The sequence below is a fragment of the Bacillus sp. 01N45 genome (assembly GCF_056399205.1).
Map to the genome: position 1 here is coordinate 99,214 of NZ_JBFTQW010000002.1, position 25,778 is coordinate 124,991.

At 32.7% G+C, this 25,778-nt stretch carries 20 protein-coding genes; 12 read left to right on the forward strand and 8 right to left on the reverse strand.

From position 1 onward, the window contains the following. Positions 1-121: 121 nt before the first annotated feature. Complete coding sequence (locus AC1DMU_RS04710; RefSeq protein WP_088063833.1) at positions 122-697, reverse strand: sugar O-acetyltransferase; 576 nt, start codon at positions 695-697, stop codon at positions 122-124. A 124-nt stretch (positions 698-821) separates the two neighbouring features. Here AC1DMU_RS04710 and AC1DMU_RS04715 point away from each other — a divergent pair, with 124 nt between their 5' ends. The 4 genes from AC1DMU_RS04715 (at position 822) to colA (ending at position 7,519) form a co-directional block, all read left to right on the forward strand. Next, entirely contained in the window at positions 822-1,700 is an 879-nt protein-coding gene (locus AC1DMU_RS04715) for a LysR family transcriptional regulator (RefSeq protein WP_088063832.1), read from the forward strand. A gap of 291 nt (positions 1,701-1,991) precedes the next feature. Next, entirely contained in the window at positions 1,992-3,746 is a 1,755-nt protein-coding gene (locus AC1DMU_RS04720) for an adenine deaminase C-terminal domain-containing protein (protein ID WP_088063831.1), read from the forward strand. A gap of 112 nt (positions 3,747-3,858) precedes the next feature. Next, positions 3,859-4,371 (forward strand): hypothetical protein, encoded by a 513-nt coding sequence (locus AC1DMU_RS04725; protein ID WP_088063830.1) that lies wholly within the window; start codon positions 3,859-3,861, stop codon positions 4,369-4,371. 511 nt (positions 4,372-4,882) lie between these two features. Beyond that, positions 4,883-7,519: a collagenase ColA gene (colA, locus tag AC1DMU_RS04730; protein ID WP_088063829.1), complete on the forward strand. Its 2,637-nt coding sequence runs from the start codon at positions 4,883-4,885 to the stop codon at positions 7,517-7,519. Positions 7,520-7,727: 208 nt separating this feature from the next. Here the strand turns inward: colA and AC1DMU_RS04735 are convergent, their stop codons facing one another. Beyond that, a complete protein-coding gene (locus AC1DMU_RS04735) occupies positions 7,728-9,107 on the reverse strand; it encodes a catalase (RefSeq protein ID WP_088063828.1) in 1,380 nt (459 codons plus the stop codon). 271 nt (positions 9,108-9,378) lie between these two features. On the opposite strand from AC1DMU_RS04735, the gene AC1DMU_RS04740 reads away from it, so the two are divergent. The 5 genes from AC1DMU_RS04740 (at position 9,379) to AC1DMU_RS04760 (ending at position 16,993) form a co-directional block, all read left to right on the forward strand. Then, positions 9,379-10,596 carry an aspartate aminotransferase family protein gene (locus AC1DMU_RS04740; protein WP_088063827.1) on the forward strand — a complete coding sequence of 406 codons (1,218 nt, stop codon included), beginning with the start codon at positions 9,379-9,381 and terminating at the stop codon, positions 10,594-10,596. A gap of 296 nt (positions 10,597-10,892) precedes the next feature. Beyond that, on the forward strand, positions 10,893-11,915 hold the full coding sequence (locus tag AC1DMU_RS04745; RefSeq protein WP_088063826.1) for a hypothetical protein: 1,023 nt from the start codon (positions 10,893-10,895) through the stop codon (positions 11,913-11,915). Positions 11,916-12,290: 375 nt separating this feature from the next. Then, the gene (locus AC1DMU_RS04750; protein ID WP_088063825.1) at positions 12,291-13,808 is read left to right on the forward strand and encodes a glycosyltransferase family 2 protein; all 1,518 of its coding nucleotides are present in this window, start codon (positions 12,291-12,293) and stop codon (positions 13,806-13,808) included. Between the two features lie 52 nt (positions 13,809-13,860). Next, positions 13,861-16,182: a bifunctional glycosyltransferase/dipeptidyl aminopeptidase/acylaminoacyl peptidase gene (locus tag AC1DMU_RS04755; protein ID WP_179196845.1), complete on the forward strand. Its 2,322-nt coding sequence runs from the start codon at positions 13,861-13,863 to the stop codon at positions 16,180-16,182. Between the two features lie 568 nt (positions 16,183-16,750). Continuing rightward, positions 16,751-16,993, forward strand: coding sequence for a hypothetical protein (locus AC1DMU_RS04760; protein WP_000752473.1), 243 nt, complete (start codon positions 16,751-16,753; stop codon positions 16,991-16,993). A gap of 141 nt (positions 16,994-17,134) precedes the next feature. Here the strand turns inward: AC1DMU_RS04760 and AC1DMU_RS04765 are convergent, their stop codons facing one another. Then, positions 17,135-18,622, reverse strand: coding sequence for a glycosyltransferase (locus AC1DMU_RS04765; protein WP_088063823.1), 1,488 nt, complete (start codon positions 18,620-18,622; stop codon positions 17,135-17,137). An 87-nt stretch (positions 18,623-18,709) separates the two neighbouring features. After that, complete coding sequence (locus AC1DMU_RS04770) at positions 18,710-18,970, reverse strand: hypothetical protein (RefSeq protein WP_000889750.1); 261 nt, start codon at positions 18,968-18,970, stop codon at positions 18,710-18,712. 403 nt (positions 18,971-19,373) lie between these two features. Here AC1DMU_RS04770 and AC1DMU_RS04775 point away from each other — a divergent pair, with 403 nt between their 5' ends. Then, positions 19,374-20,831 carry an MFS transporter gene (locus tag AC1DMU_RS04775; RefSeq protein ID WP_088063937.1) on the forward strand — a complete coding sequence of 486 codons (1,458 nt, stop codon included), beginning with the start codon at positions 19,374-19,376 and terminating at the stop codon, positions 20,829-20,831. 58 nt (positions 20,832-20,889) lie between these two features. On the opposite strand, the gene AC1DMU_RS04780 is transcribed toward AC1DMU_RS04775, so the two are convergent. The 3 genes from AC1DMU_RS04780 to AC1DMU_RS04790 are packed head-to-tail and all read right to left on the reverse strand — an operon-like array spanning position 20,890 to position 24,063. Continuing rightward, complete coding sequence (locus AC1DMU_RS04780; protein WP_088063822.1) at positions 20,890-21,999, reverse strand: DUF4018 domain-containing protein; 1,110 nt, start codon at positions 21,997-21,999, stop codon at positions 20,890-20,892. Further along, on the reverse strand, positions 21,974-23,137 hold the full coding sequence (locus AC1DMU_RS04785; RefSeq protein WP_088063821.1) for a DUF58 domain-containing protein: 1,164 nt from the start codon (positions 23,135-23,137) through the stop codon (positions 21,974-21,976). The genes AC1DMU_RS04780 and AC1DMU_RS04785 overlap by 26 nt, the downstream gene beginning before the upstream one ends. Next, positions 23,134-24,063, reverse strand: coding sequence for an AAA family ATPase (locus tag AC1DMU_RS04790; RefSeq protein ID WP_088063820.1), 930 nt, complete (start codon positions 24,061-24,063; stop codon positions 23,134-23,136). Before AC1DMU_RS04790 ends, AC1DMU_RS04785 begins: the two co-directional genes overlap by 4 nt. Before the next feature lie 203 nt (positions 24,064-24,266). Between AC1DMU_RS04790 and AC1DMU_RS04795 the strand changes: the two genes are divergently transcribed. Both AC1DMU_RS04795 and AC1DMU_RS04800 read left to right on the forward strand, forming a co-directional pair. Further along, complete coding sequence (locus AC1DMU_RS04795; protein ID WP_088063819.1) at positions 24,267-24,584, forward strand: PadR family transcriptional regulator; 318 nt, start codon at positions 24,267-24,269, stop codon at positions 24,582-24,584. 7 nt (positions 24,585-24,591) lie between these two features. Then, positions 24,592-25,128 (forward strand): DUF2812 domain-containing protein, encoded by a 537-nt coding sequence (locus AC1DMU_RS04800; RefSeq protein ID WP_149212745.1) that lies wholly within the window; start codon positions 24,592-24,594, stop codon positions 25,126-25,128. A 319-nt stretch (positions 25,129-25,447) separates the two neighbouring features. On the opposite strand, the gene AC1DMU_RS04805 is transcribed toward AC1DMU_RS04800, so the two are convergent. Beyond that, positions 25,448-25,696, reverse strand: a complete 249-nt coding sequence (locus AC1DMU_RS04805; RefSeq protein WP_048547666.1) for a hypothetical protein — start codon at positions 25,694-25,696, stop codon at positions 25,448-25,450. Positions 25,697-25,778: the final 82 nt, after the last annotated feature.

A 25,778-nucleotide genomic window follows, 5' to 3' on the forward strand; every position in this document is an offset into this window, starting at 1 on the left:
TACATTCTCTTCTCACAAGGAGAAATAAAATTCTTAACAAGAGCGATAAAATAAATATATAAGCAGTAAAGCAAATTTCAATCAAAGTAGCTTGTTTGCATTTCAAAAATCTAGAATATTTTTAATTGCTATGAATGACTTTCACACCTTTTGCCGGCACCCCTGCAACGACGGTGTTTGCAGGTACATCTTTTGTAACAACTGAACCTGCAGCAACAATTGAATTGTTCCCAATTGAAACACCAGGAAGTATTGTTGCGCTAGAACCAATCCATACATTTTCACCAATTGTAACAGGGGAAGCGTATGTTGTATTTCTTGTTTCTAAAGTTAGCCCGTGATTAAGTGTGGCAATTGTAACATTCATACCGATCATACAATTGTCTCCTATATGAATTCCGCCTCTATCTTGAAAAGAACATCCAGTGTTAAAAAATACGTTTTTTCCAATTGTAATATTTTTACCGAAGTCTGTATGAAACGGTGGAAAACACATAAAAGATGGATCAATGTTGTTACCTGTTAATTCACTAAATATCGCTACAATCTCTTCTTTAGAATGATAAGATGTATTTAATTTCATTGTTATCTTCTGGGCTTCATAGCTACATTGAACTAGTAGATCATGTAATTCTTTATCCTCGCCTGAAATAGGCTTGCCGGCCTTACAAAAATTTATAAAATCTTTCATATCCATTGTTATACTCCCCTCTAAAACGCTAATCTTTTCAATACAATCATAAAATGATACGATTCCAATATCAAATACCTATATTAAATACATTCATATGCTTATTAGCTATATGTAAAAGGAGACTATCGTGGAAATTCGAGTGTTACGCTATTTTATTGCTGTAGCAAATGAAGAAAGTATTTCAGCAGCTGCAAAACAATTACATTTGTCACAGCCAACATTATCAAGGCAACTGAAAGATTTAGAAATGGAATTAGGAACAAATTTATTTATAAGAGGAAATAGGAAAATCTCATTAACAGAAGAGGGGAAATACTTATTTAAAAAGGCGAAGGAGATTGTTGATTTAGCAGATAAAACGGAAGCGAACTTAAAAGATTCAAAAGAAATGATAAGCGGGGAAGTTTACATTGGTGCCGGTGAAACTGAAGCGATGCATCTTATTGCGAAAACATTAAAAGTATTAATAAAAGACTATCCAAATATTCGATTTCATTTGTACAGCGGAAATGCTGATGACATTAAGAGTAAATTAGATAGTGGATTATTAGATTTTGGTGTCGTTATAGAGCCAACTGATAAACAAAAATATGAATATGCACAATTGCCAGCTAAAGACACTTGGGGTGTATTAATGTGTAAAGATAGTCCTTTATCGGATAAACAAGTTATTAGCCCAGTGGATCTAATAGATAAACCATTATTCATTTCACGACAATCTACTGTTAGTAATGAATTAACAGGATGGTTTGGACAAAGTATAGATAATTTAAACATCGTCGCAACCTATAATTTGCTTTATAATGCAGCACTTATGGTTGAAGAAGGTATTGGATATGCATTATGTATAGATAAGATAATTAACACGTCAGGAAATAGTAAACTTTGCTTTAAACCATTACAACCTAAATTAGAAGCGAACTTAAATATTATTTGGAAAAAGAATCAAGTTTTTTCAAATGCAGCCCATGCCTTTATAAATCAGCTCCGAAATAGTATGAACTAATCATAATTTGAAATGCAAAGTAAAAAACGTGCCATCGTATTAAGGTGACACGTTTTTTACTTTACGAAATAGTCGTTATTCTTTCGAAGATTTCAGTAAAACAACTGCACAGAAATGTTTATGTTCAAAAGGAGAAGTAGTGAACAATAAAAACGATGTTGATTCTGAAAATTGTTATTTTTATGATTATTAAATATAATAGGGGTACGTATTTAGTGGGCTTGTATGAAAAATAGTTTATTTAATTAATTATTTTTCATCTTAAATAATATAGCATTGGAGTTGAATACAGTGGAACAAAAGGATTTCAGGTGGAGTAACAAGCAATTAAGAGAACATGTTGAAATAATAGATGGCAAAAGAAGTCCGCACATTTTATTTAAGAATGCAACTTATTTAAATTCCTATATGCGCGAGTGGATGCAAGCAAATATTTGGATCTATGATGATCGCATTATTTATGTAGGAGAAAAACTGCCAGCGCAACTACATAAATGTGAAGTCATTGATTGTGATGGAAAGTATATAGTTCCAAGTTACATAGAACCGCATGCACATCCATATCAATTATATAATCCAGAAACGTTAGCAAATTATGCGATGCAGTTTGGGACGACGACTTTTATTAATGATAATTTAACTTTATTTTTCACATTACAACGTGAAGAAGCATTTCGTTTATTAGATGAATTTGAAAAGATTCCAGCAAGTATGTATTGGTGGTGTCGTTTTGATGGACAAACTGAATTGCAAAACGGGGAATCTTTATTTAATCGTGAAGAAATAATAGAGTGGCTTAAGCATAAAGCAGTTCTTCAAGGTGGCGAGCTAACAGCGTGGCCAAAGTTATTACATGGCGATGATGAAATGTTACATTGGGTGCAGGAAACGAAACGATTACATAAAAAAGTAGAAGGGCATTTTCCAGGAGCATCTGAAACGACTTTAGCGAAGTTAAAACTGTTAGGTACAGATTGTGATCATGAAGCGATGACAGGGCAGGAAGTTTTCACTCGTCTTATGCAAGGTTACACGGTTTCCCTAAGAAATTCTTCAATCCGCCCAGATTTAGAAGTGTTACTAAAAGAATTGTTGGAACTAGGAGTAAAGCAGTTTGATAGATTTATTCTTACTACAGACGGCTCACATCCTTCGTTTTATGAAAATGGAATGACAAACGTAATGATAGCTACCGCGATAAAACAAGGAGTGCCAATAATAGATGCTTATCATATGGCAAGTTATAATATCGCTCGTTATTATAATATGGAACATCTACATGGTTCAATTGCGACAGGTAGAATTGCTAATATTAATATTTTAGAAAGTAAAGAAAAACCGGTTCCAATAAGCGTAATTGCAAAAGGGAAATGGGTGAAGCGTGACGGAATAAACAAAAATGAATCATTACAAATAGACTGGAGTAAATTCAAAGTAACTCCATTATTATTAAACTGGTCCATAGAAAAAGAGGATATGATTTTTTCTCATAACATGGGTATACATTTATTGAATAACGTTATAACTAAACCATACACGAGTGAAATTGATTTAAACTGTGATGAACTTTCTCTAGATCATGATGAGTGTTTTCTTATGATGATTGCTCGTGACGGTACGTGGCGAGTGAATACAGTTGTAAAGGGGTTTGCGAAAGAACTAGGTGGTCTTGCTAGCTCTTATTCTGGTACCGGCGACATCATTCTTATTGGGAAGAATAAAGAAGATATGCTTACAGCTTTTCATAGAGTAAAAGAGCTTGGCGGGGGAATGGTAATAGCTGAAAAGAATGAAGTATTACACGAAATCGCATTACCATTGCTCGGGATTATGTCTAATTTAAAAATGAGTGAATTAATACAGGAAGAGAAACAGTTGGTGAAATTATTGCAAGAGCGTGGCTACAGGTATGACGATCCGGCATTTACCATTTTATTCTTTTCTGCGACGCACTTGCCTTTTATACGGGTAACGCCTATAGGACTATATGATGTGAAAAATAGTAAGGTAATGGCTTCACCGGTAAATTTAATAAAGCAATGTTAATATGAAAGGCTCTATAAAAGTCCAATTTATAGGGCCTTTCACATTGTTAGCATAAGAATATTGTAAGACTCAAATGATATAGTATATAAATCATTTGAGGTGATATGTAAATATGAAAAAAATATTTTACATTTTAAGCGTATTTATTTTGTGTGTATCGATACAACACGTTGTACATTCCCAATCAGATGCACCAAGGTTATCTTCTGATTGTCTTGAAAAAAGGAAAATTCGAGATGAGAAGTATGTGAAAAACATTATGAGGGACATTAAATCTACGTTTGATTTAAATATTGATGCACACAGTTTTTGGGAAGTAAGTAAAAGAGATCTGGAGGCTGCCCATTTGATGTATGGTGGAAAGGAAAATGATTCTTATTATAATTCGCTAACTAAAATTTATGATAGTGGTGGATTTAGCGAGCAGCCCAGCTTATTTGTGAGGGCGCAAGAAGCATTTTTACTTTATAAAGAAAAAGATAATATTAATGTAATGAAACGCCTTAAACTAGACGTTGAAAAAGGGGAATGGCTCGTTATAAAAACGAAAAAGAAGAAAGGGAAAAAAGTGAAATTCAAACCGTTACAATGTGAAAAAGATTATCTAAAAAAGAGAAATGAATAACAAAATACTTATTAATACTATTTTTATTCAACGATATTTTGCTGTTGATTTGAAATAGAAAAAGGTAAACGAACATATTAGCTTTATGGAATATGTTTGTTTACCTTTTTTGAGAGATTTAAAAATTGGGGATGTTGTTAGTTGAAAATTATTTACTGGCTAATGAACTTATAACATTCAATGAATTTGTTCTTCATAAACATTAGATTTTGTGTCAAATGATTTATACATTGCCGAACCACCTATGTATATTTTATTCTACAGTATTTATAAAAGAATGTTGGCTATTCATAAGAAATATGATTAATATGATTGGCACAGTTTTTGCTTGTACTAAATGTAAGGAAGGGAGATTGTATGTAAGGAATCTGTACTCGTAATAGTATAAAACAAGCTACTATTGCATTATTGATCATAGTTGTATTTATAGCGGAACTGTAAATACATACAAATAAGTGTTTTTTGGTTTTGGAATTCAGAATTTTCTTTTAAAACACTAGGGGGCAATGGTATGGTTAAATATTCGAAAATTTCTAAGTGGATTCTTGGTGTTGGACTAGTGACAATAACATGTAATGGTTTGCAAATTCAAGCAGAGACAAAAGAGAAAAATGTGAAGAATGTATTACAAATGGAGCCGGTAGGAATACAGAAATCTGTTGATGAATTGGCGCACCCTTCAAAAGTACAAGAAAATGCATCTTTTACAAAACGGTTAAAATTAGCGGATTTATCGCAGCGTCCACTAGCACCAACCGATAATATTAAACCGTTAGCTGAAGAAAAAAAGTATTCGATGGCTGAGTTAAATCAATTAAATAACAAACAATTAACTGATCTTCTTGTGACAATTAAATGGTATCAAATTCCGGAATTATTTCAGTTTAATAGTGATAGTCTTAAATTCTATCAAGATGATAACCGAATGCAAGCGATTATTAATAAACTAGCAGAACAAGGACAAGCTTATACGAAAGATGATTCAAAAGGGATTGAAACATTAGTAGAAGCTCTACGTGCAGCATTTTATTTAGGTTTTTACCATGATGAATTAAGCAAACTAAATGAGCGTAGCTACCATGATAAATGTTTACCAGCTTTAAAAACAATTGCAAAAAATCCAAATTTCAAACTTGGTACATCAGAACAAAATAAAGTAATTGCATCATATGGAAAATTAATCGGAAATGCATCAGCAGATGTTGAAACGGTTTTATATGCAGGTGAAATTTTTAAACAATATAACGATAATCTTGCAACTTTCATTGAAGACCGAACAAAAGGAGACGCTATATATGAGTTGATGAAGGGAATTGACTTTGATATTCAGACGGATATGTACACGACTGGAAAAGAGCCGAAAGATACGATGTGGTATCGAAATATCGATAACTTTATTAATGAAGTAAGTCGTTTCGCACTTATTGGTACTGTATCAGATAAAAATGGATGGTTAATAAATAACGGAATTTACTATGCTGGCCGATTGGGCAAGCTTCATAGCACGCCGACAAAAGGACAACAAGTTGTTACAGATACAATGCGAATTTATCCATATTTAGGAGAGCAATACTTTGTTGCGGCAGAACAAATTACTACAAATTATGGAGGAATAGATGCGAACGGAAAAACTGTAAATTTAGATCAAATTCGAGAAGAGGGTAAAGAGAAATATTTACCGAAAACGTATACGTTTGATGATGGAGCAATTGTCTTTAAAGCTGGGGATAAAGTTAGCGAAGAGAAAATTAAACGTCTATACTGGGCGGCAAAAGAAGTGCGTTCTCAATTTTATCGTACAGTTGGTAGCGATAAACCACTTGAAAGTGAACATGCTGATGATGTGTTAACGATGGTTATTTATAATAGCCCAGATGAGTATCAATTTAATCGTCAACTGTACGGATATGAAACGAATAATGGTGGGATTTATATTGAAGGGACAGGGACTTTCTTTACATATGAACGTACACCAGAGCAAAGTATTTATAGTTTGGAAGAATTGTTCCGCCATGAATTTACGCACTACTTACAAGGAAGGTACGAAGTTCAGGGATTATGGGGACAAGGAGAAATGTATCAAAATGAACGTTTAACATGGTTTGAAGAAGGGAATGCAGAGTTCTTTGCAGGTGCAACGCGATTAGATAGTGTAGTACCGCGAAAAAGTATAATTGGTGGGTTATCTAATGATCCTGCAAAACGTTATACAGCATCACAAACATTAAATGCGAAATATGGAACGTGGGATTTTTATAATTATTCGTTTGCACTGCAATCATATATGTATAATAAACGCCCAGAAATGTTCGATAAAGTACATGATTTAATTCGCGCAAATGATGTTTCAAGTTACGATGCATACCGTGTTACATTAAGCAAAGATAATAAGTTAAATGAAGAATATCAATCTTATATGCAAATGCTTATTGATAATCGCGATAAGTATACAATTCCACAAGTATCAGATGAGTATTTAACTCAGCATGATCCAAAATCGCTTTCGGACGTTACTTCAGATATTACGAATGAAGCGAAATTAAAAGATGTGAAAGTAACAAAGAATAAATCACAATTCTTTAATACATTTACACTACAGGGGACATATACAGGAAGTGCGGCTAAAGGAGAAGTTGAGGACTGGAAAGTGATGAATGAAGCAACAAATGATATGTTGAAACGCCTTTCAGGAAAAGAGTGGACTGGATATAAAACATTGACTGCTTATTTTGTAAATTACCGTGTAAATAATGCTGGACAATATGAATATGATGTTGTGTTTAGCGGAGTGAATACAGAAGAAGGTACGGCTGTAGAAAAAGAACCAAATAATTCATTTGAAACAGCAAATCCACTATCCTTGAATATTTTGTTAAAAGGAACCTTGAGCGATCAAGATCAGGGGGATAAATTTGTTATTGATGTAAAGGATCAAAAAGATTTACAGATTTCTGTTACGAACGAACAAAATCTTGGACTGAACTGGGTATTATATTCTGAATCAGATCTAAATAATTATGTAGCTTATGCAACAAAACGTGATGGAAACAAATTGCTTGGAAATTATAATGCAAAGCCAGGGAAATATTACTTAAGTGTATATAAGTATGGTGGTGGAACAGGGAATTATACGGTACAAGTAAAATAGTTTGTTTTGAAAGGCTACTTATTGCATTTTTTAGCTAAATAAAGTATTTAATGTTAAACATTAAACTACTTCAATATATCCCTGTTCTAATTATAGAACAGGGATATATTGGCTTTATATTTTTAAATTAAATAACTTCATTGGATTTTGACAAGAAAATAATTAATATAGATTTGAATTCTCATTCGTAAAGCATGTTTTAATCTTCTTAATGCTCTTTCATTTTTGTCTCAATGCTTGTTTTCAAATCAGTTGATACTTGATTGAAATACCCCAAAACTATCTTCCTAATATCATGGGATATAACTTTGAAATCACTAGCTAAGTTTTTAGCAAGATGTTCTTTTTCTATCGGTTTTAACTTCGCATAAAATTCACTAGGCTGCGTAAAGTCATCCTGTTTCGTAATAGAAGTTCTTTCAAGTTTACCTTCAACGTATCTTCCGTCACCGCTCGTTATTTGATTAGCAGGCGTCCAATTTTGCTGTTTGTTAATCGCCAATTTGCGAAATTCGGAACCAATTCTTCTTCTTTGAGAATCACTGTAAATGTTAGCACGCCCTTGCAGCATTTTATCATCTGATAGTTCTGCACCGTCTAGTAAATTAGAAGGGGAGAAGGCGACTTTTTCTACTTGCTCCATATAATTTTCAGGATTTTTATTTAATACCATTTTGCCTACTGGTATAAGAGGATACTTCTTTTCATCCCATACTTTTGTATCATCTAAAGGGTCATAAGAAAGATGTGCTTCATCTTTCGGATCCATGAGCTGGACATATAAACCGTATTCTACTGGTTTACCATTTGCAATTGCATCATATAAATCTTTTCCGCTATAATCAGGGTTTTCAGCAGCCAGTTTATTCGCTTCCTCACTAGTAATGTATTGTACACCTTCAAAGGGGTACCAATGATACTTTACATACTTTCGATTACCTTCTGCATTTCTCCATACATATGTATTAACACTATGTCCTGGGATGTGGCGAAGACTTTTGGCCGTACCAGCATCAGAATATAAATGAACAACGAAATGAATGGATTCAGGCGCTCTAGCGACAAAGCTCCAAAATCTATTAGGGTCTATTAAGTTATTTATAGGTGAAGGTAACAACGCTTGAATCGTTTCAGGGAAACGCATCGGATCACGAACGGAAAAGACAGGGATGTGATTACATAAAAGATCGAAAATGCCTTCTTCTGTATAAAACTTTGTAGAAAAACCGCGTACATTTCTAGAAGTGTCAGGTGTTCCTTTCGTACTAACGGCTAATGAAAATCGCACCATAACAGGAACTCTCGCATTAGAATTTTGTAAAAAACGTAGTTTAGTATGTTCAGACATTGGATAGATCGTTTGAAAATAACCGAACGCACCAAATCCTTTTACATGAACAGGTCTTTCTAAAATTTTTTCGTGAATAAATTCTTGTAGCGTCTCGTGAAGTACACTATCTTGCTTTAGAATAGGTCCACGTGAACCAACTGTTTGTGAGTGAAGTATAGCTTGTTCATTACGTTCTCTATTTTCATTAAAGTCATTCCCTAGTAAAGATTGCCCCTGTTTATCATAGTTTTCATCCATCTATATAGCCTCCAAATCTTTTTTGTCCATTGTTACTAAATATGATTTCATAGCCTTGATTATGTATGACACGCAAAGTCCAAAATGGTAACAGACCGCTAGATGAAAAAAATGCACATGTAGTGGACCTGTTGAAATAGAAGAAATTATGGAAAAATGAATATCGTGAAGAAAATTACTATTAAAATTTTAATCTGAAAAATGAATTTATACATGACTTTATAGAGAATGAACATAAATAAACAGGGAAAATAACTAGGAGGAATTTAAAATGTCGGATTGGTTTCAATTAGATAAAGAATATATGATGTCTACGTATTGTCGTACGAAGGTTGCGATAGAAAGAGGAGAAGGTTGCAAACTATATGATGTGGATGGTAAAGAATATGTAGATTTATTTTCTGGTGTCGGAGTGAATGTATTAGGATACAATCACCCGAAAATCGTGCAAATGACAATGGAACAAGTTACGAAATCGTTGCATCTTCCATTTCATTTTTTAAATCCAGTTGCGATTGAGTATGCAAAGAAATTAGTTGACTGCTCTTTAAAAAACGGAAAGGTCTTTTTTACAAACTCTGGTACGGAAGCGACAGAAACGACATTAAAATTAATTGATAAATATAGAGCTAATACGGGAGAGGAACGTGAAGGAATCGTAGTGCTGAAGAATAGTTTCCATGGGCGTACGTTAGGAGCACTTCATTTTACGAGACAAGAAAGTGTATATCAAAATTTTCCTAAAACATCGATTCCGGTATATGAAGTAGAGCGTGAGAATATAGAGCAATTAGAAGAAACAATCGTTAAAGAAAATCCAATTGCGATTATGCTAGAGCCTGTATTAGGAAGCGGGGGGATATACCCTTTATCAAGTGAATATTTACATGGTGTTCAAAACTTATGTGATAAATATAATGTTATTCTTATCGTTGATGAAGTTCAAAGTGGTATGGGGAGAACTGGTAAACTATTTGCTTATCAAAATTTCAATATTACTCCGGATATTATTCAAATTGGTAAGGGAGCAGGAGGCGGGATACCGCTTGGCGGAATTATTGTAGGTGAAAAGTTATGTGATGTATTTGCACCAGGAGATCACGGCACAACGTTTGCTCATTCTTCAATGGGAACCGCTTTAGGGTTAACGGTATTAAACACATTGATTGACGATGGTTTAATGCAAGAAGCGTATGAAACGTCACACTATCTAAATGATAAATTGCAAGAAATTCAGAAAGAAAATTCTTATTATATTCAGGAAGTACGCCATGCTGGTATGATGTTTGGAATTAGTTTGAATGATACGAACGAAAATGTAAAGAAATTACAGGTAGAGCTAATGGAGAAAGGGATGTTAGTTGATGTTACACAAGGGAATATCATCCGTTTACTTCCTCCATATATAATTAAAAAAGAAGAAATTGATGCATTTATTACTCAATTTATTTCTTGTATGGATAAAGTTGCTGCTGTAGTAAGTGCTTAAAAGTTAAAAGCTAAATTTTATATAAAGTGCACTCTAATTGTTAAAAATAGTTTTACAATTGGGGTGCATTTTTTATAGTTGAATTTTGTAAAATACAGTTGTTGGTAAATGATAACGAAAAAAATAGAAGGGATTTCATTATATTTGATACATGATTGAATGATATTTTACTGTTGAAGAAAAGAGAAAGTAAATATAAAGATAGTAGATAAAACGAGTGGTACTAACAACGAGTGATAGAACGTTTTGAAAATAATAGCATACGAATATATAAATAATAAGAATGAGGTGGTATATTGGAAAATAATGATATTCAATTTACTTCTTTACAAATGAGAACGGATAAATATGGTTGGGCTGGTATTCAATATGCAAATAAAAAGCAAGCCATCTTATATACTCGAAACGGAGGAGTAGAATGGGATGTTGTTAATCCTCTAAATTCAATTGTATTATTTGCATATCCAATAAACGCTCGAAGCTCTTGGGCATATGGTTTAACAAAAACGAATGACGATCTATTGCCAGCTATATTTTATACAGTTAATAGAGGGGAAAGATGGAGTGAGTTTATTTTACCGGTTGAAGAAGATTGGGAGAAATCGACTGATGTTCAAGTGCAATTGCATGCTACGAATATGGATAGTATATGGATTGTATTATCTAGAAAGCTTGCATCAAATAAATTTGAACATAATTTATACTATTTGAAAACGAAAGGGAAAGCTTGGAAAGTAATAAAAAATATAAGTATTAGTGATAGTATTTCAGGGATAACATTTATAAACGATTTAGTCGGATTTATTTCATTACAAAAACATTATGAAACATCAACGGTATTTAAAACAATAAATGGTGGGGAAAGTTGGCAAGCTATAAAAGATATTCCAAGTCTTGAAGGGATTAATACTGGGACTGCTATGGCTTATAAAGCAATCTACAAAAATAACCTATTAGTAATACCAACTAAAATGAATGATGATAAATTTTTAATGAATTACTCATTTGATAAGGGGAATTCGTGGCATATTTCAAATAAAACAATAAATACTAGTAAAGTGGCTGTTTCTTTTTTTAGTTCCTATTATGGCTGGGTTATAAATAGTGAAAATGGAAGTGTATATCAAATAATAAAAAAAGGATCAAAATGGATAAAAGTATCAAGTAATCCATTGTTAAAAAATGTATTTTGTTTGCATTTTTTTAATCGGCGTAAAGGTTGGGCGTGTAATAAAAAAGAAATATTTACTACAACAGATCGCGGTATAACATGGAAAAAGGTAGTATATAAAATTAATAATATTGATAAATTTGTTTAATAGAGTCCTAAAGAAATTAGGACTTTTTTTGTTTTTAAATGGTGAGAGTTGTAACAAACAATGATAAGAGGAAGGAGGTAAGTGCAGAACTTATATTTTCAAAAATAGACGGTTGTTTTTACACAGTATAATTCACTTTTGAATATGTTAATAAAGTAGCAAATTCATAGGAAATGGTAATACTTAATATTTTATCCCACTTTAATAGGCAGTAAGACCCCCACCTCAAAATTTAGCGAAAGCAAAGAAGTTAGATGGGGGTCGGGCTGCCCATAAAAGTCCGATTGGTTCAACTAATAATCAGTGGGGGATGAAGAAAACCCCCACTGATTAAAGTTTCACTTTATGTCACATGATGTGCAAAGGGGGCGTGTAATGAAATCGTTAACGGTTATTATTTTGTATAGTGAAAGAGCACAAATATTAGAAGAATCAATTCAATCTATATGGAAGCTAAATCCTCTTGAAATTATAATTTTCGTTCCTAACGATAGAAGTAATTTGTATGAAATAGCAAAGAAACATAAATGCCATATTGTTTTGAGGGATAAATATAGTACGTATTATGATGGGTATGAAGCTTCTGTAAAGGCAGCTAAAGGAGATGTATTGTTATTTGTAGATAGTAATTTTTTATTATCTTCAAATGAAATGAAGAATTTTATTGAGCCAGTTGTTACAAATCAGGCTGATGTAGTATTAAACAAAATAGATAAATTTATAGAAGTTGGTAAATGTCCAAATACGGATATTGTTTGGAGAAAAATGTTAAATGAAATTTTAAGTCGACCAGATTTAAAAAGCAATTCAATACTTTCATTACCATATGCACTTACGAAAGAAGTAGTGGTAAATATCGGCTTTGATTATATAAAAGATATCGTTCTAGCTCATATGAACATAGTTAATCAAGGCTGGCGGATTAACGATCAATATGCAATAAAAACGTTATCTAGAGATGAAACGTTAGAAGAGGAAGGTTATTTAGTTAAAAAAGAATTGTCAGAAAATGAAAGGGAGAAAGTGGGAAAATATTTAATCGGTATTTCTAAATGGATAGAGAAAAAGGGAAAAAGAGTAGGGTTTACTGATGCAGGAAAAAGAAGAGATATTATTCAAAGATTAGGTGAAAGCAAGCAGTATCCTTCGTATCATCGAGGTTGGGGAATGCATTCTTCAATTTATGACGGGAAACAACTATCTGTCATTATACCAGTGCAAAATGAAGAAGAGACTATAGAACAAGTAATACTTGAGGCAAGAAAAATAGAACCGCTAGAAATAATTGTCGTTGTAAATGGTTCGACAGATCAAACGGCCAATATTGCTAAAAGACTTGGTGCTACTATTATTGAATATAACGAACGACTTGGTCATAATGTTGGACGTGCTATTGGAGCGCTTGAAGCTACAGGAGATATCCTTTTATTTATTGATGGTGATTTTAGTGTTTCAGGAAGTAATTTGCATCACTTTACAAAAGCAGTTTCAGCTGGTGTAGACATAGCATTAAATGATTTGAATCCGATGTTACATCCTCCGTTTTATGTTGTAGACGTCGTAAAGTATATGCTTAATTTAGCATATAATCGTCCAGAATTAAGTAATGGCTCATTAGTAGCAATTCCACATGCTATGAGTAGATCATGTTTAGATGCAATAGGCTGGGAAAGTTTACTATGCCCTAGTCTTGCACAAGTAAAAGCTATATTACAAGGGTATAGAGTAGAATGTGTACATTACGTTGATGTTGTAAAACCGAATAGAATTCGTTTAATGGAGAATGTAAGTCATAATGGACATCCTCCAGCGGTATTAAGAATAATTGGTGATCACGTTGAAGCTCTCTCTTACTTAATAGAACACCTTGAAATAGATGGAAAGGGTGATTAAACTGTTAGACCAGTACAAAAAAATTAACATTTCATATGAAGAATTATGGCAAATGGATTTTCAAACTACAGAACCATTTATACTCAAGGTTGATTGGGGTAAAGTAACGTATGAATTTTTAATTCGTATTAAGCCGGGTGCTTCTAACACTATTGTTTTTGGATCCGGAGCAGGTGGATTTCAAGAACAGCCAATCGGTCCACCTATTTTTCATAGACATTCTTGGATGGAAGAGTTTGAAGATACTGTTATATATTATAATGATCCTACATTATATCTTGGAAAATTATCTTTAGGTTGGGGACAAGGGGAGTTAGATAGATTTTACTTACAAGATATAGCAAATATTTTAGAAATATTATTTACAAAGTTAAAAATTGATTCGAAAAATGTGTTGTTTTATGGCAGTTCCGGGGGAGGGTTTATGTCTTTAATTTTAGCTGGATTCGTTAAGGGCTCCACAGTTTTAATTAATAATCCTCAAACAAATTTATTAAAATGGATACCTGTACCAATAAATCTAGTTTTTGATTTGTCTTATCCAGGTTTATCAAGAGAAGAAGTTGAGGAGAAATTTGGCGAAAGAATTAATGTTGTGAAATTTTTTAATCACATTAAATATGTACCGAATATTTATTTTTTGCAAAATTTCGCGTGTGAATTTGATGTGCAAAATCATTTAATACCATTCATTTCTGAATTAGAACAACTGGATAAAGATACAGAAGTAAATCAAATTGTAATAGACTTATATTTCGATAAAAAAGCAGGGCATGCAGCGGTAGGTAAGAGTGAAACAATTGAATATATAAAAAAAGTAAAGCCTAATCAGACTGTAAAAAAAGAACAAAAAGAAGTGGCACTGTCAGTCGTTATAGTTTTAGGAGAAGAAAAATCGAAATTGAATCAAATTTTAAACAAAGTGCACCATATAAAACCATTAGAAATTATCATTGTAGCTGATGATAGAATGAGTGCGATACAATCCATACCTACATTTGTTGAGAGTAACGTTGTTGTTATTGAAGAGAAAAATAAATGGAAAGCACCAGTTTATGGGGCGAAAATCGCTAATGGAGATGTAATTTTATTTTTAAATGGAGAAGATGTTATTTTTTCGGTAGAATTAGAACGATTTATAGAACCACTACTAAAAAAGGAACAGGATGTAATCTTGAATAACATAGACTCTGTATGTTTTGAAAAGATGAGAGTAGAATGGCCAAGCATTGCTATGGTGTATAGAAAAATAGTAAACGATGTATTGGGGCGTATGGATTTAAAATATGATTCGATGTTATCTATGCCATATGTTATTACTAAAAAAGCAATTGAAGACATTGGATATGATATCTTGCAGAACCCTATTCTGTCCCAAGTAACTCTTATTGAGAAAGGGTGGCGACTACAATCCTCGTCAGCTATCACTAACACCTCCTTGAATAATATACCCGCAAACAAAACCTCTTTCTATAAAAATGAATTAACTAAATTAGAAGTATGTGAGATTAAAGAGAATGTAAAAGCTTTGGAAAGTTGGTTACAACGAAAAGATGATAGAGGTAACTATACAGATGGAGGAAGAAAAAGAGAAATTATAGAGCAACTAAAAAAACAAAAGAATTATTCAAGTTTTCATAAAGGATGGGGTATGAATTCATCGATTTATAATGGGAAACAGTTATCAATTATTATACCGGCACAAAATGAAGAAGCGACGATTAAAGAAGTTATTCTTGAGGCAAGAAAAGTTGAACCGAAAGAAATAATTGTTGTCATTAATGGGTCAACAGATCGGACAGAAGTAATTGCAAAACAATTAGGAGCAACCGTAATTGTTTATCAAGAAGCATTAGGGCATGATGTAGGACGGGCAATTGGTGCACAAGAAGCCACAGGGGATATACTTCTCTTTATTGATGCTGATTTTGCTATTCCAGCAAAAGATCTTCATCCGTTAACGCAGGCTGTTGCGGATGGTGTTGATATGGTTTTAAATGATTTAAATTTAAATCTTAGATTTCCTCTATATATTGTAAGTTTATATAAATATATGTTGAATATTGCTTGTAATCGTAAAGATTTAGGTGTGGGATCCACAATTGCTGTTCCCCACGCTATTAGTCGAAAATGTTTAGAGGGAATTGGCTGGGATACTCTTCATACAGCGTGTGTTGCGCAAGTAAAGGCAATATTAGCAGGATATAAAGTTGAATGTGTCCATTTTGTAGATGTAATGAAACCAAATCGTATTCGTCCAAATGAGCACTTTGCAACAGTAGGACATCCACCAGCTGTATTGAGAATTACCGGTGATCATGTAGAAGGGCTTTCATATTTACTAAAGAATAGGGATTTTAAAGATTTATTTTAATTTGGAAGATACTTTACTAATAAGCGTAGAATAGCAACGGATAGAGTATAAGTTGAGTATTGGAATGAAAACAAAATTTAAAAAAGTGACCATTTTGGTTCAGGTGTAAGTGAAAAGTAAAAACTTCTTAAAATACATGAAGAGGTTTTTACTTTTTTATTTTAACTTATTTTAAGTATATCAAGTAAAAAATAAATAAAGAAGTAACGATAAGTTCTATATAACTTAATATCAGATGCAAGTAAGGAGGGAATACCTTTTCTTACATCAATAAAAGGTGTTTTAATATGTATTTAGAAATTAAGGTCTATCCAAATGTTGGGGCAGAAATATCTCTAAGGTGCAATTATGAATTTTCATCTGATTTTAATGTAATACCATTTACCGCATGTATTTCTATTTCAGTAAAAGATGATCTGAATTTATTAATTAATTTATCTAGTTTAATAATAAATTAAACATATATAAAACTGATAAGAAAATAGCAGCTAATTTATAAAATTTAGTAGGAGAGTCGTGTCTAAATTCGATAAACTGCATATATTGTTAAGAGAAAGGAGGGAGAGTTATGGCATGTACTACGAATAATGTTTGTTTAGATGTGTGTCTTAAAATTACAATTACCCCTGGTAGTGGAATTGATGCAGAAGTGGATTGTGGGGGCACATGTGGGACAAGTCCTACAATTGTAATTAGTCCTAGTGGATCAATTGTTATTACTTTACCATTAGTTGCATGTTTCTCAATTGCACTAAAAGATGATTTAAGTGTTGAATCTTCATTAACAAGCCTCTCTTTTCAAACTTCTTAAGAAAATAAGAAATGAAAAGCCTGCCTTCTACTTTTCTTTTGAGCTGATGTAAAAATAAAAAAGATGGTTACAAACCATCTTTTTTATTCTGTCATATATTAAAAATGAGATAATATATTATTTAGTAGGCAGGATGTATAATTAAAAGTACTCTTTTTGTTCGATCAAGTAAGAAATTGCTTCTATATGATCACCAATGATTTGTTGTGTTGCTAATGAAAGGCAACCTTGCTCAGAGAAGTGTTTTTCAGGTCGAACACGATTCATTTTATCGACGTCGACAGAATGGACATTTTGCACATGAAAGCCTGCTAAAATTGTTTTAACTTGACTTAAGGTTGGTGAAAGAAGTGAATTAAACCCAATTGTATGAATGCATTTTCGACTAAAAGCATGAGGGACAGCAATTGTGGATCCCATACCTAAATCTTTTCGATTACATGCTAAGTTAATAGCATATTTACATGCGGTGACGATAGAATAGGGGAGACGATACATATAGTAGTAATCTAGTTTATTTAAAGCTAAGTCCGTGCCATTTTGAATAGATTGTACAAATGGTAATAAATCACAACTAGAAATTAAGAAATCTCCATCTATAAATAATAATATGTCACCTTTGGCAAAATAGGCACCAACAGCACGTCCCGTATCATTTCCAAGTGCTTCTTCGTAACTAATAACTGTTGCATCGCAATCCTTCGCCAATTCCTCTGTTTTATCTGTTGATCCATTAACAATAACGATAATTTCAAAAGGTTTTAATTTCTGCACCTCAAAAATGACAGATTCTATCGTTTTTTCTTCATTTTGAACAGGGATGATAACTGATAATTGTTTATCTCCATAAGTATTCGAATAAAACTCTTTACCTGTAATTATTTTTGGAGTGGATTTTTGTTCCCCGTTGTGAAGCCCTAAAATAATATCCCGCTTTCGATTATTATCGGTATAGTTTCCCCTTTGATCTCGCACTAGATTGATCCAATTTGCAATGGCTGCAAGATGATAATGAATGAGTTGAGTTGAAGGAAAAAAGGGAACTTGAGGGATAGAAATGTTTAATTGATCGCAAATCCGAAATTTATGTTCAATAATTTTCATTTGTGCCAATATTGGATTTGATAAACTATCTGAAGTAATTACCTCAAGTACTTCTTTTGTCATTGCATAGGGAGGAAATAATAAGGAGTTAACATTTAAATCTGGGCGATGAAAAAAATGATTCGTAACTTGCTGCCAAATCATTGCTATATTTGGCTGTTGTTTTTGATAGAAAAAATTATCTAAATTATTTAATACGACGTCAGCCGATTGTTTTAGTAATGGTTGAAGAAATTGTATAAGTGAGGGGGAGTGAATAATGTAATTTTCATCTAAAAATAAGAGGTACTCTCCCTTTGCTTTTTTTGCACCAATTACATAACAATTAGTAGATTCTATCGGCTCTTTTAGTGTAATAATTTCACAATTGTAAGATCGCGCAATATCAATAGAATCATCGACACTACTGATAATAGTAAGGATAATTTCAAAAGGTTGTAGTTGTTCACATGCTTTCAAAATTTTAGGTAAATTTTTTATTTTATGTTGTATGGGGATAATAATAGAAATTGAATTTTTACACATAAGCAGTCTCCTTTTTAATCAGAGGTAGTTGTTAATAAGATTAGATAAAAGAGGAGATATATTTTCTTCTTGTTATAAGCATAACAATCATTTAGTTTTATCAGACTCACAATTTTCTTTACTTGTATTAGAACCTTTATTTATTCCAGAAGCGAGTAAATTATTGAGAACGCTAAGGTCTAATTGCAGAGGGATGGAGTTTTCGGATGGAGTTTTCTCATTTTCTTTTTTTGTAGTTAATATAGTCTTTATATTTTTAATTTCTTTATATTGTTTTAAGGTAATGAAAAATCCAGAAATAATTAAGAGAAAAGAAACAGTAGTAAGTGAAAGTATTATTTCCAACATAAAATAGCCTCCTTTAAAACTATAATAATATTATAGTTGAATGTAATAAAACAGAATTCGAGCTAATGAGTTCACTTTTTAAATATATGCAAATCTTTAGTAAAAGTTACTGGTTTCTAAGTTATAGGAAACAATTATAGAAACGTTATAAATATAAATAAATGAAAGGTTCATTTGTAGTGTAAAGGTATATATTATATAGCCTAAACTTCATTTTATAAAAAGTTCAATAGGGTGTAAATTTATACAAAAAGAGCATTTAATTGGACAAATAATTAATTATGTGAAATAATAATAACAGACAAGGAGACGTTGATTTTCCTTAAGTGCTTCGAATTAATTTTATTCAATAAGAGAAGGTGTGCTTAAAGAAGTTAAATTAAAAAAGGAGCTGATTTATTATATGCAACAAAATAATGATTTAAATTTTGAACCTCAAGACGTTAATATTGTCAATCCTAAACAAGCCAGGAAAGCAGTAGTTGCTACTGGTATAGGGAATGCAATGGAGTGGTTTGACTTCGGATTATACGCGTATTTAGCGGTTATCTTAAGTCAATTATTCTTCTCAGGTGTTGATAATAGTGGATTGCAACTTGTACTTACATTCGGTACATTTGCAGCAGCCTTTCTCGTTCGACCAATCGGAGGTGTATTCTTTGGTAGAATAGGAGATAAGTACGGCCGAAAAATCGTGTTAAGTACTACTATTATTTTAATGGCACTTTCTACATTATTCATCGCATTACTACCAACCTATGAACAAATTGGTGTATGGGCACCAATACTACTTTTAGTTGCGCGAATGATTCAAGGCTTCTCTACAGGCGGCGAATATTCAGGAGCAATGGTTTATATCGCAGAATCTTCTCCAGATAAAAAGCGTGGTATACTCGGTAGTGGTCTTGAAATTGGAACACTCTCAGGTTACATTGCTGCATCGGTAATTGTTACCATTTTGACGTTATTGTTAACAGATGAGCAAATGCTCAGCTGGGGCTGGCGTATTCCTTTCTTAATAGCTGCACCAATTGGTTTGGTCGGTTTATATTTACGCCGTCATTTAGATGAATCTCCCATCTTTGAAGAGATGGAAAAAGCACAAGAGGAATCTGAAGACAACGAACAATTTTCATTTATGGATATATTAAAATATCACAAAAAAGACTTCTTATTAAGCACAGTAATTGTCGCCTTCTTTAATATTACGAATTATATGATTCTTTCGTATATTCCTTCTTATCTAACTCAAGTACTTAAAGTCAAAGAAACAACTGGCTTATTAATTATTTCAATTACGATGGCACTTATGATTCCACTGGCATTATATTTCGGTAAATTAAGTGATAAAATTGGTAATAAACGCGTCGTGCAAATTGGTTTACTTGGTTTAACTGTATTTGCAATTCCAGCATTTATATTAATAGGTAACGGACATATTGCTGCTATATTTGCAGGTATTTTCATTTTAGGATTCTTCCTAAGTGTATATGAAGGAACGCTACCTTCATTATTACCATCACTATTTTTCACTGATGTACGTTATCGAGCACTTTCGATCTCATTTAATATTTCTGTATCAATATTCGGTGGAACAACACCGCTCGTATGTTCATACTTAGTTCATGCTACTGGTAACCCGCTTGCACCAGCATTTTATTTAGCAGGTGTAAGTATTATTGGATTAGTCGCATTTAGTGTATTATTCGTTACAACTTCAGGACGTGCGCTAAAAGGCTCATATCCTACAGTAGAAACGAAAAAAGAAGCACACCAAATCGCTAAAGAAGACCCTGAAGAAACACTTTGGTGGCATGAAGAGTCGTTAGAAATTGAAGCAGGGAAGAATGCTTCAATTTAACAAGTAACGTAGAAGTATAAAAAGACTCCTATGAAAATAGGAGTCTTTTTTTGTTATGTTATTTCTTTCTTTTCTTCAAATTCTTCTGATACAAATAAAGCTTATGAATCTCTTCCTTAAATTCCTGAAGTAGCATCATATCCTCACTATTTGAATAACGTACTGTATTATAAGCATTTACAATAATATGACTCTGAATACTTACATCTTCTTCACTATTTATTCTTTCTAACCATGCTTCAACAGTTTCTCCTCGTTTTCTATTTAAAGGAGGAGTTAATTTACTCTCCAGTTTAAAAATTTCTTTTCGAATTTCATTATGTGGCGGTTTGTTTCGTTTAAAATGTTTTAAACTCATTCCTTCTTTATCAGTAATGATAGTAGATTCGAAGGCAGGCATATTTGGTAAACTGAATTGTTTTCGTTTTTTTATTATTTTCCAAACGACGTAAATAGCAATGGTTGTACAGACTATTATTGTAATGCTATTTATAAGTGTTGGATCAAAAGCACGATGTCCAAATTCATCTTTAATTTGAGGATCTTTTAAATTCCCTTTATTCGACCAAAAATCGTCAGTTTCTTTTGATTCAGCTGCCGAAAATAACGGATTAATGGCGTATCCAAATCCTAAAGCAACTACTTGTACGACATAAGAAAAAAGAAGCCGAATGTATGGGAAAATAGGAATAAGGAAAGCACTAATTATTCCAATCGTAATAAGAGAAGCGAAACGTAATAACTGTTGATTACGGTTTATCCCGGTTAACCAAAATGTAATCATAATGTGTAAAACTAAAAGTAATAGTTTCCACAAAGGTGGAAAGGGCGCATAAAATATGGCTGAAATACTAAACCATACAATACCACCTAATGACTTTTGAACTGGATATCCGGGTCCAACTACATGTACGATAAAGAAGAAAAGCGGTAACATAATTGTGCCAAACAGAGAGAAAGGGAGAAAGATAGAACAACCAATTATTTGAGTCATTAACAGTATGACAAAACCTGTTGTTTTTTTCTTCATTAGTTTATGGATAAGAAATACTCCAATATAGCCTGTTGCTAAAAATATAACAATGCCGATGAGTTCATCTCTTTCCGTTAATAACGAAAGGAGGAGCAGCAGAATAAAGTCATTAACGTGATAAAGCCAAGTTTTCAAGCTTTTCCACCATCCCTTCGTTATTAATGAGAAACGTAGGCTGAGAGAGAAGAGGGAGTTCATTTCTCTGTAAACCAATGTATATCATTGTAGACGATCGTTCTCTTTTTCTCGTTACATAATGAAGAAATCCTTGTTTCGGAAGTAAAGTACTATCATCTGAAATACGCGCTAATTCCTCTAAAGATATTCCGTAATGTGTTTGCCCTTCGTTTAATGGTAAGTGCAGAGGACCACCTTCAGCTAATACACTAATAAATAGTTCAAACGGTATTTGATGCTTCGTTGCGTATTGACAAATGTATGTTGCAAATGAAATAAGGTCTTCTATATTATCTTTCCAACCAAACCCGCGATCAGCAGCTAATGAAAGACAAATCGTCCAACTATAATTTTTTACAGGTTCATATTGCTTCGCCTGTAATTCTTGCATTTTAGCAGATGCTTTCCAATGAATAGAGCGGAAAGACTCACGTTCATATCGTTTAACACCGATAATAGATGTTTCATCATTGTAAAAAGAAAAATTCGTTCGATAAGATCCGGTTAAAAGTTGCTGTAGTTCTTGTAAGCCTGCTACTTCTTTAGGAGAAGGGTACACAATAATTTCAGTCCGTAATTTATCAAAAATAGGCAAATGTACAGTTAAAAGATGAAAAGGATCTTTCAAGACACATTCGAACTGTTCAATTTGAAACACACCACGTTTCGTTGCGGTTAATGTTAAATCCCACTTTTGCGCCGAATGAGCAGGTTGTGAAAACGGGAAAGAGAATAGTGTTTTTGATATTTGTTCAATTCCTTGATCTTTTTGTGGTAGTAGGGACGGATTTAAATGGAAATAACAAACGCCGTTAACGAGTGGTATATTTGCTCCGTTTTTTAAATGAATAAAAAATTGCCCAGATTCATTAGGAAAAAGCCGAGTAGTTTGTTTCTCATTTATAACTTCAAATTTCTTCTCTATGTAAGCTACATATTTATAAATAAAAATCGCAAATAAATAGTAGAAGAAAAAGAAAAACATAATGATTCGTTGTGGCATAAAAAATGTGAATAGTATAGCACCTGGCACACTTAATTGAATAATATGAAGTTGGAAAAATAAAGGTACAGTTACAACACGCTGTCCATTCATGTTTGTTCAATCTCCACTGGTACGTCAACTTCTTTTAAAATCCTTTGTATAATTTCATTTTTTGTCGTGCGTAATGCCCCTTCCATTGATAAGACGATACGATGATTCCAAACAGAAGGAACTAAAAATTGTATATCTTCTGGCGTGCAATATTCTCTGTCGCGTAAAAAGGCTAGTGCTTGAACTGCGCGTACTAAAGCTAATGTGGCACGTGGGCTTACACCATTAGCGATGTAATCATGATTTCTTGTAGCGTGAGCAAGTTTAATAATGTAATGTTCTAACGGTTCTGATACGAAAATTTCTTTTACTCGTTTCTGTGCTTCTAAAATATCATCTAAAGAAATAACAGATGTGATACTTTCTAGTGGTACATCGTTACGAAAACGTCGCATCATTTGTAGTTCATCTTCTGGAGATGGATAACCAATTGAAATTGTCATTAAAAAACGATCAAGCTGTGCATCTGGTAGAGGAAACGTTCCTTGTGATTCAATTGGATTTTGCGTCGCAATAACAAAGAACGGTTTCGGAAGAGGAGTAGATTGTTTTTCAAGCGTTACTTGTCGTTCTTCCATCGATTCTAATAAACTAGACTGTGTTCTAGGCATAGCGCGGTTAATTTCATCCGCAAGCAAAATATTGGTCATAACTGGTCCAAGTCTTAATTCGAATTCACTCGTTTTCGGATTGAAATATTCAATACCTGTTACATCACTCGGAAGTACATCAGGTGTAAATTGGACACGAGAAAAATTACCACCAATACTTTTAGAAAGTGTTTTCGCAAGTAACGTTTTCCCCGTACCAGGCACATCCTCAAGCAGTACATGTCCGTCAGCAAGCAAAGAAACAAGTAATAAATCAATAACATTTTCTTTACCGACAAAAACTGATCCTATATTTTCTTTCAATTTATTTATCATATGTATCATTCCTTTCAAAATATAAACGGATATTTCTATATTTTAACAAATTATTCAGAAAATTGATATGATTTTTTAATTTAAAGAAATAGATATTAAGTTATTAAATTACCTTGCATATTTTGGAATATGATTATACAATATCGATATACGATGTATCGTTAGTCGATATATCAGATAACGATGTATCGGAGGTAGTTATAATGAATGCGAAAGCGAAAAAATATATTCCGTTAACTGAGGCGACATATTACATATTGTTGTCACTTGTGAAGCCGATGCATGGTTACGGAATTATGCAAATGGTAGAAGAGATGACAAATGGAGAAGTAAAGCTCGGTCCTGGAACTTTATACGGGAATACGACGAAGTTACTAAAAGAGATGTTAATAGTTGAAGTTGCCTCTACAGATAGAAAGAAGTGTTACGAGTTAACACCACTGGGTAGAGAAGTGTTAGAGCTAGAGTATAACAGGTTGCAGAGATCTGTAAGGAATGGAAATGGTATGTTAGGGGAGTGAATGGAAGATGGAGACAAAGAAAATATTTAAATTTTTTGCGGGATGGAGCTTAGAAAAAGAGGAGGCTTTTTTAAGGGAAATGCATCAACAAGGCTGGGCGTTACAAAAGTATAATGTGATGTATACGTTTAAGAAAACCGAGCCGAAAGATGTAATATATAAAGCGGATTTTAGATTGGATTATAAAGATTCAAAAGAAAAACAAAAAGAGTATATTGAAATATATGAAATGTGTGGATGGAAACATGTAACAAGTTTTGCGAAATGGAATTATTTTTGTAAAGAAGTAGAAGAGGAAAATGAGTTGCCTGATATATATTCAGATAAGGAAACGAGGATACAAAAACTAAATGAGTTATTAGTATTCTTTGTTATTATGTTAGCAGCTATATTACCATCAATGTACAATCTATTTATAAGCCCGATGGAATCAAGAGTGCCAATTTGGGCGAAAGCTATGACGGGTCTTACAGGTTGTATGTGGATTTACTTCTTTATAAGACTCACTTGGAAAATTAAGAAATTAAAAAGTGAAATATTATAATAAAAAGTAGAGTTAAAAAGAAGTTGATGTTTTAAGGGAATTACCGGGATCAACTTCTTTTGTTTCTATATAATTGTATTTTTGTTCACTCTTTTTTATATAATAAAAATCTATATAAAGGCACAAAATTAATAGTTACGAACCACACATACCCCAAAATAATAAATGAAGAAAAAATGATTCATATCGAAGATCAAAAAAATAAAAGATGACTAAAGAGGTGTGGGGTGTAACTAATAATAAGGAAGAAAAACATTTTTGATTAACATATTAAATCGAAAACCCCCTACAAAAAATCTGTAGGGGGTAATAAAAATGTTTAAGAAAACGACTGATTTTGCGCAGGTTTAATAAATTGTTCTGGGTTTTCAACAAGTCCGCATACAGCACATTGGACTCTATATGTTGGTCCTTGATAGGACATATGAAAAGCATTCATCGTTTCATTTGTGTATTCTTCTTCTACTTGACCAGTTTGTGGATTTAACTTGACTGGTTTTACTTGTTGCTCAAGAATATTAAAGCGAGTACGGTTCGTTTTACAGCTTGGACATAGCATTGGTTCCATATGTATACACCTCCATTTGTAGCATTTCTTAAACTCATTAATTTTATGCAAGCAAAAAAACTTTCTCAATATAAATGGGTGT

Bases quoted from the DNA above. Each gene is read 5' to 3' on its own strand.
- colA (WP_088063829.1), top strand. From the start codon at position 4,883: ATGGTTAAATATTCGAAAATTTCTAAGTGGATTCTTGGTGTTGGACTA.
- AC1DMU_RS04770 (WP_000889750.1), bottom strand. From the start codon at position 18,970: ATGTTGGAAATAATACTTTCACTTACTACTGTTTCTTTTCTCTTAATT.
- AC1DMU_RS04765 (WP_088063823.1), bottom strand. From the start codon at position 18,622: ATGTGTAAAAATTCAATTTCTATTATTATCCCCATACAACATAAAATA.
- AC1DMU_RS04785 (WP_088063821.1), bottom strand. From the start codon at position 23,137: ATGAATGGACAGCGTGTTGTAACTGTACCTTTATTTTTCCAACTTCAT.
- AC1DMU_RS04790 (WP_088063820.1), bottom strand. From the start codon at position 24,063: ATGATAAATAAATTGAAAGAAAATATAGGATCAGTTTTTGTCGGTAAA.
- AC1DMU_RS04755 (WP_179196845.1), top strand. From the start codon at position 13,861: ATGGATTTTCAAACTACAGAACCATTTATACTCAAGGTTGATTGGGGT.
- AC1DMU_RS04760 (WP_000752473.1), top strand. From the start codon at position 16,751: ATGGCATGTACTACGAATAATGTTTGTTTAGATGTGTGTCTTAAAATT.
- AC1DMU_RS04735 (WP_088063828.1), bottom strand. From the start codon at position 9,107: ATGGATGAAAACTATGATAAACAGGGGCAATCTTTACTAGGGAATGAC.
- AC1DMU_RS04710 (WP_088063833.1), bottom strand. From the start codon at position 697: ATGGATATGAAAGATTTTATAAATTTTTGTAAGGCCGGCAAGCCTATT.
- AC1DMU_RS04725 (WP_088063830.1), top strand. From the start codon at position 3,859: ATGAAAAAAATATTTTACATTTTAAGCGTATTTATTTTGTGTGTATCG.
- AC1DMU_RS04800 (WP_149212745.1), top strand. From the start codon at position 24,592: ATGGAGACAAAGAAAATATTTAAATTTTTTGCGGGATGGAGCTTAGAA.
- AC1DMU_RS04795 (WP_088063819.1), top strand. From the start codon at position 24,267: ATGAATGCGAAAGCGAAAAAATATATTCCGTTAACTGAGGCGACATAT.
- AC1DMU_RS04805 (WP_048547666.1), bottom strand. From the start codon at position 25,696: ATGGAACCAATGCTATGTCCAAGCTGTAAAACGAACCGTACTCGCTTT.
- AC1DMU_RS04750 (WP_088063825.1), top strand. From the start codon at position 12,291: ATGAAATCGTTAACGGTTATTATTTTGTATAGTGAAAGAGCACAAATA.
- AC1DMU_RS04740 (WP_088063827.1), top strand. From the start codon at position 9,379: ATGTCGGATTGGTTTCAATTAGATAAAGAATATATGATGTCTACGTAT.
- AC1DMU_RS04775 (WP_088063937.1), top strand. From the start codon at position 19,374: ATGCAACAAAATAATGATTTAAATTTTGAACCTCAAGACGTTAATATT.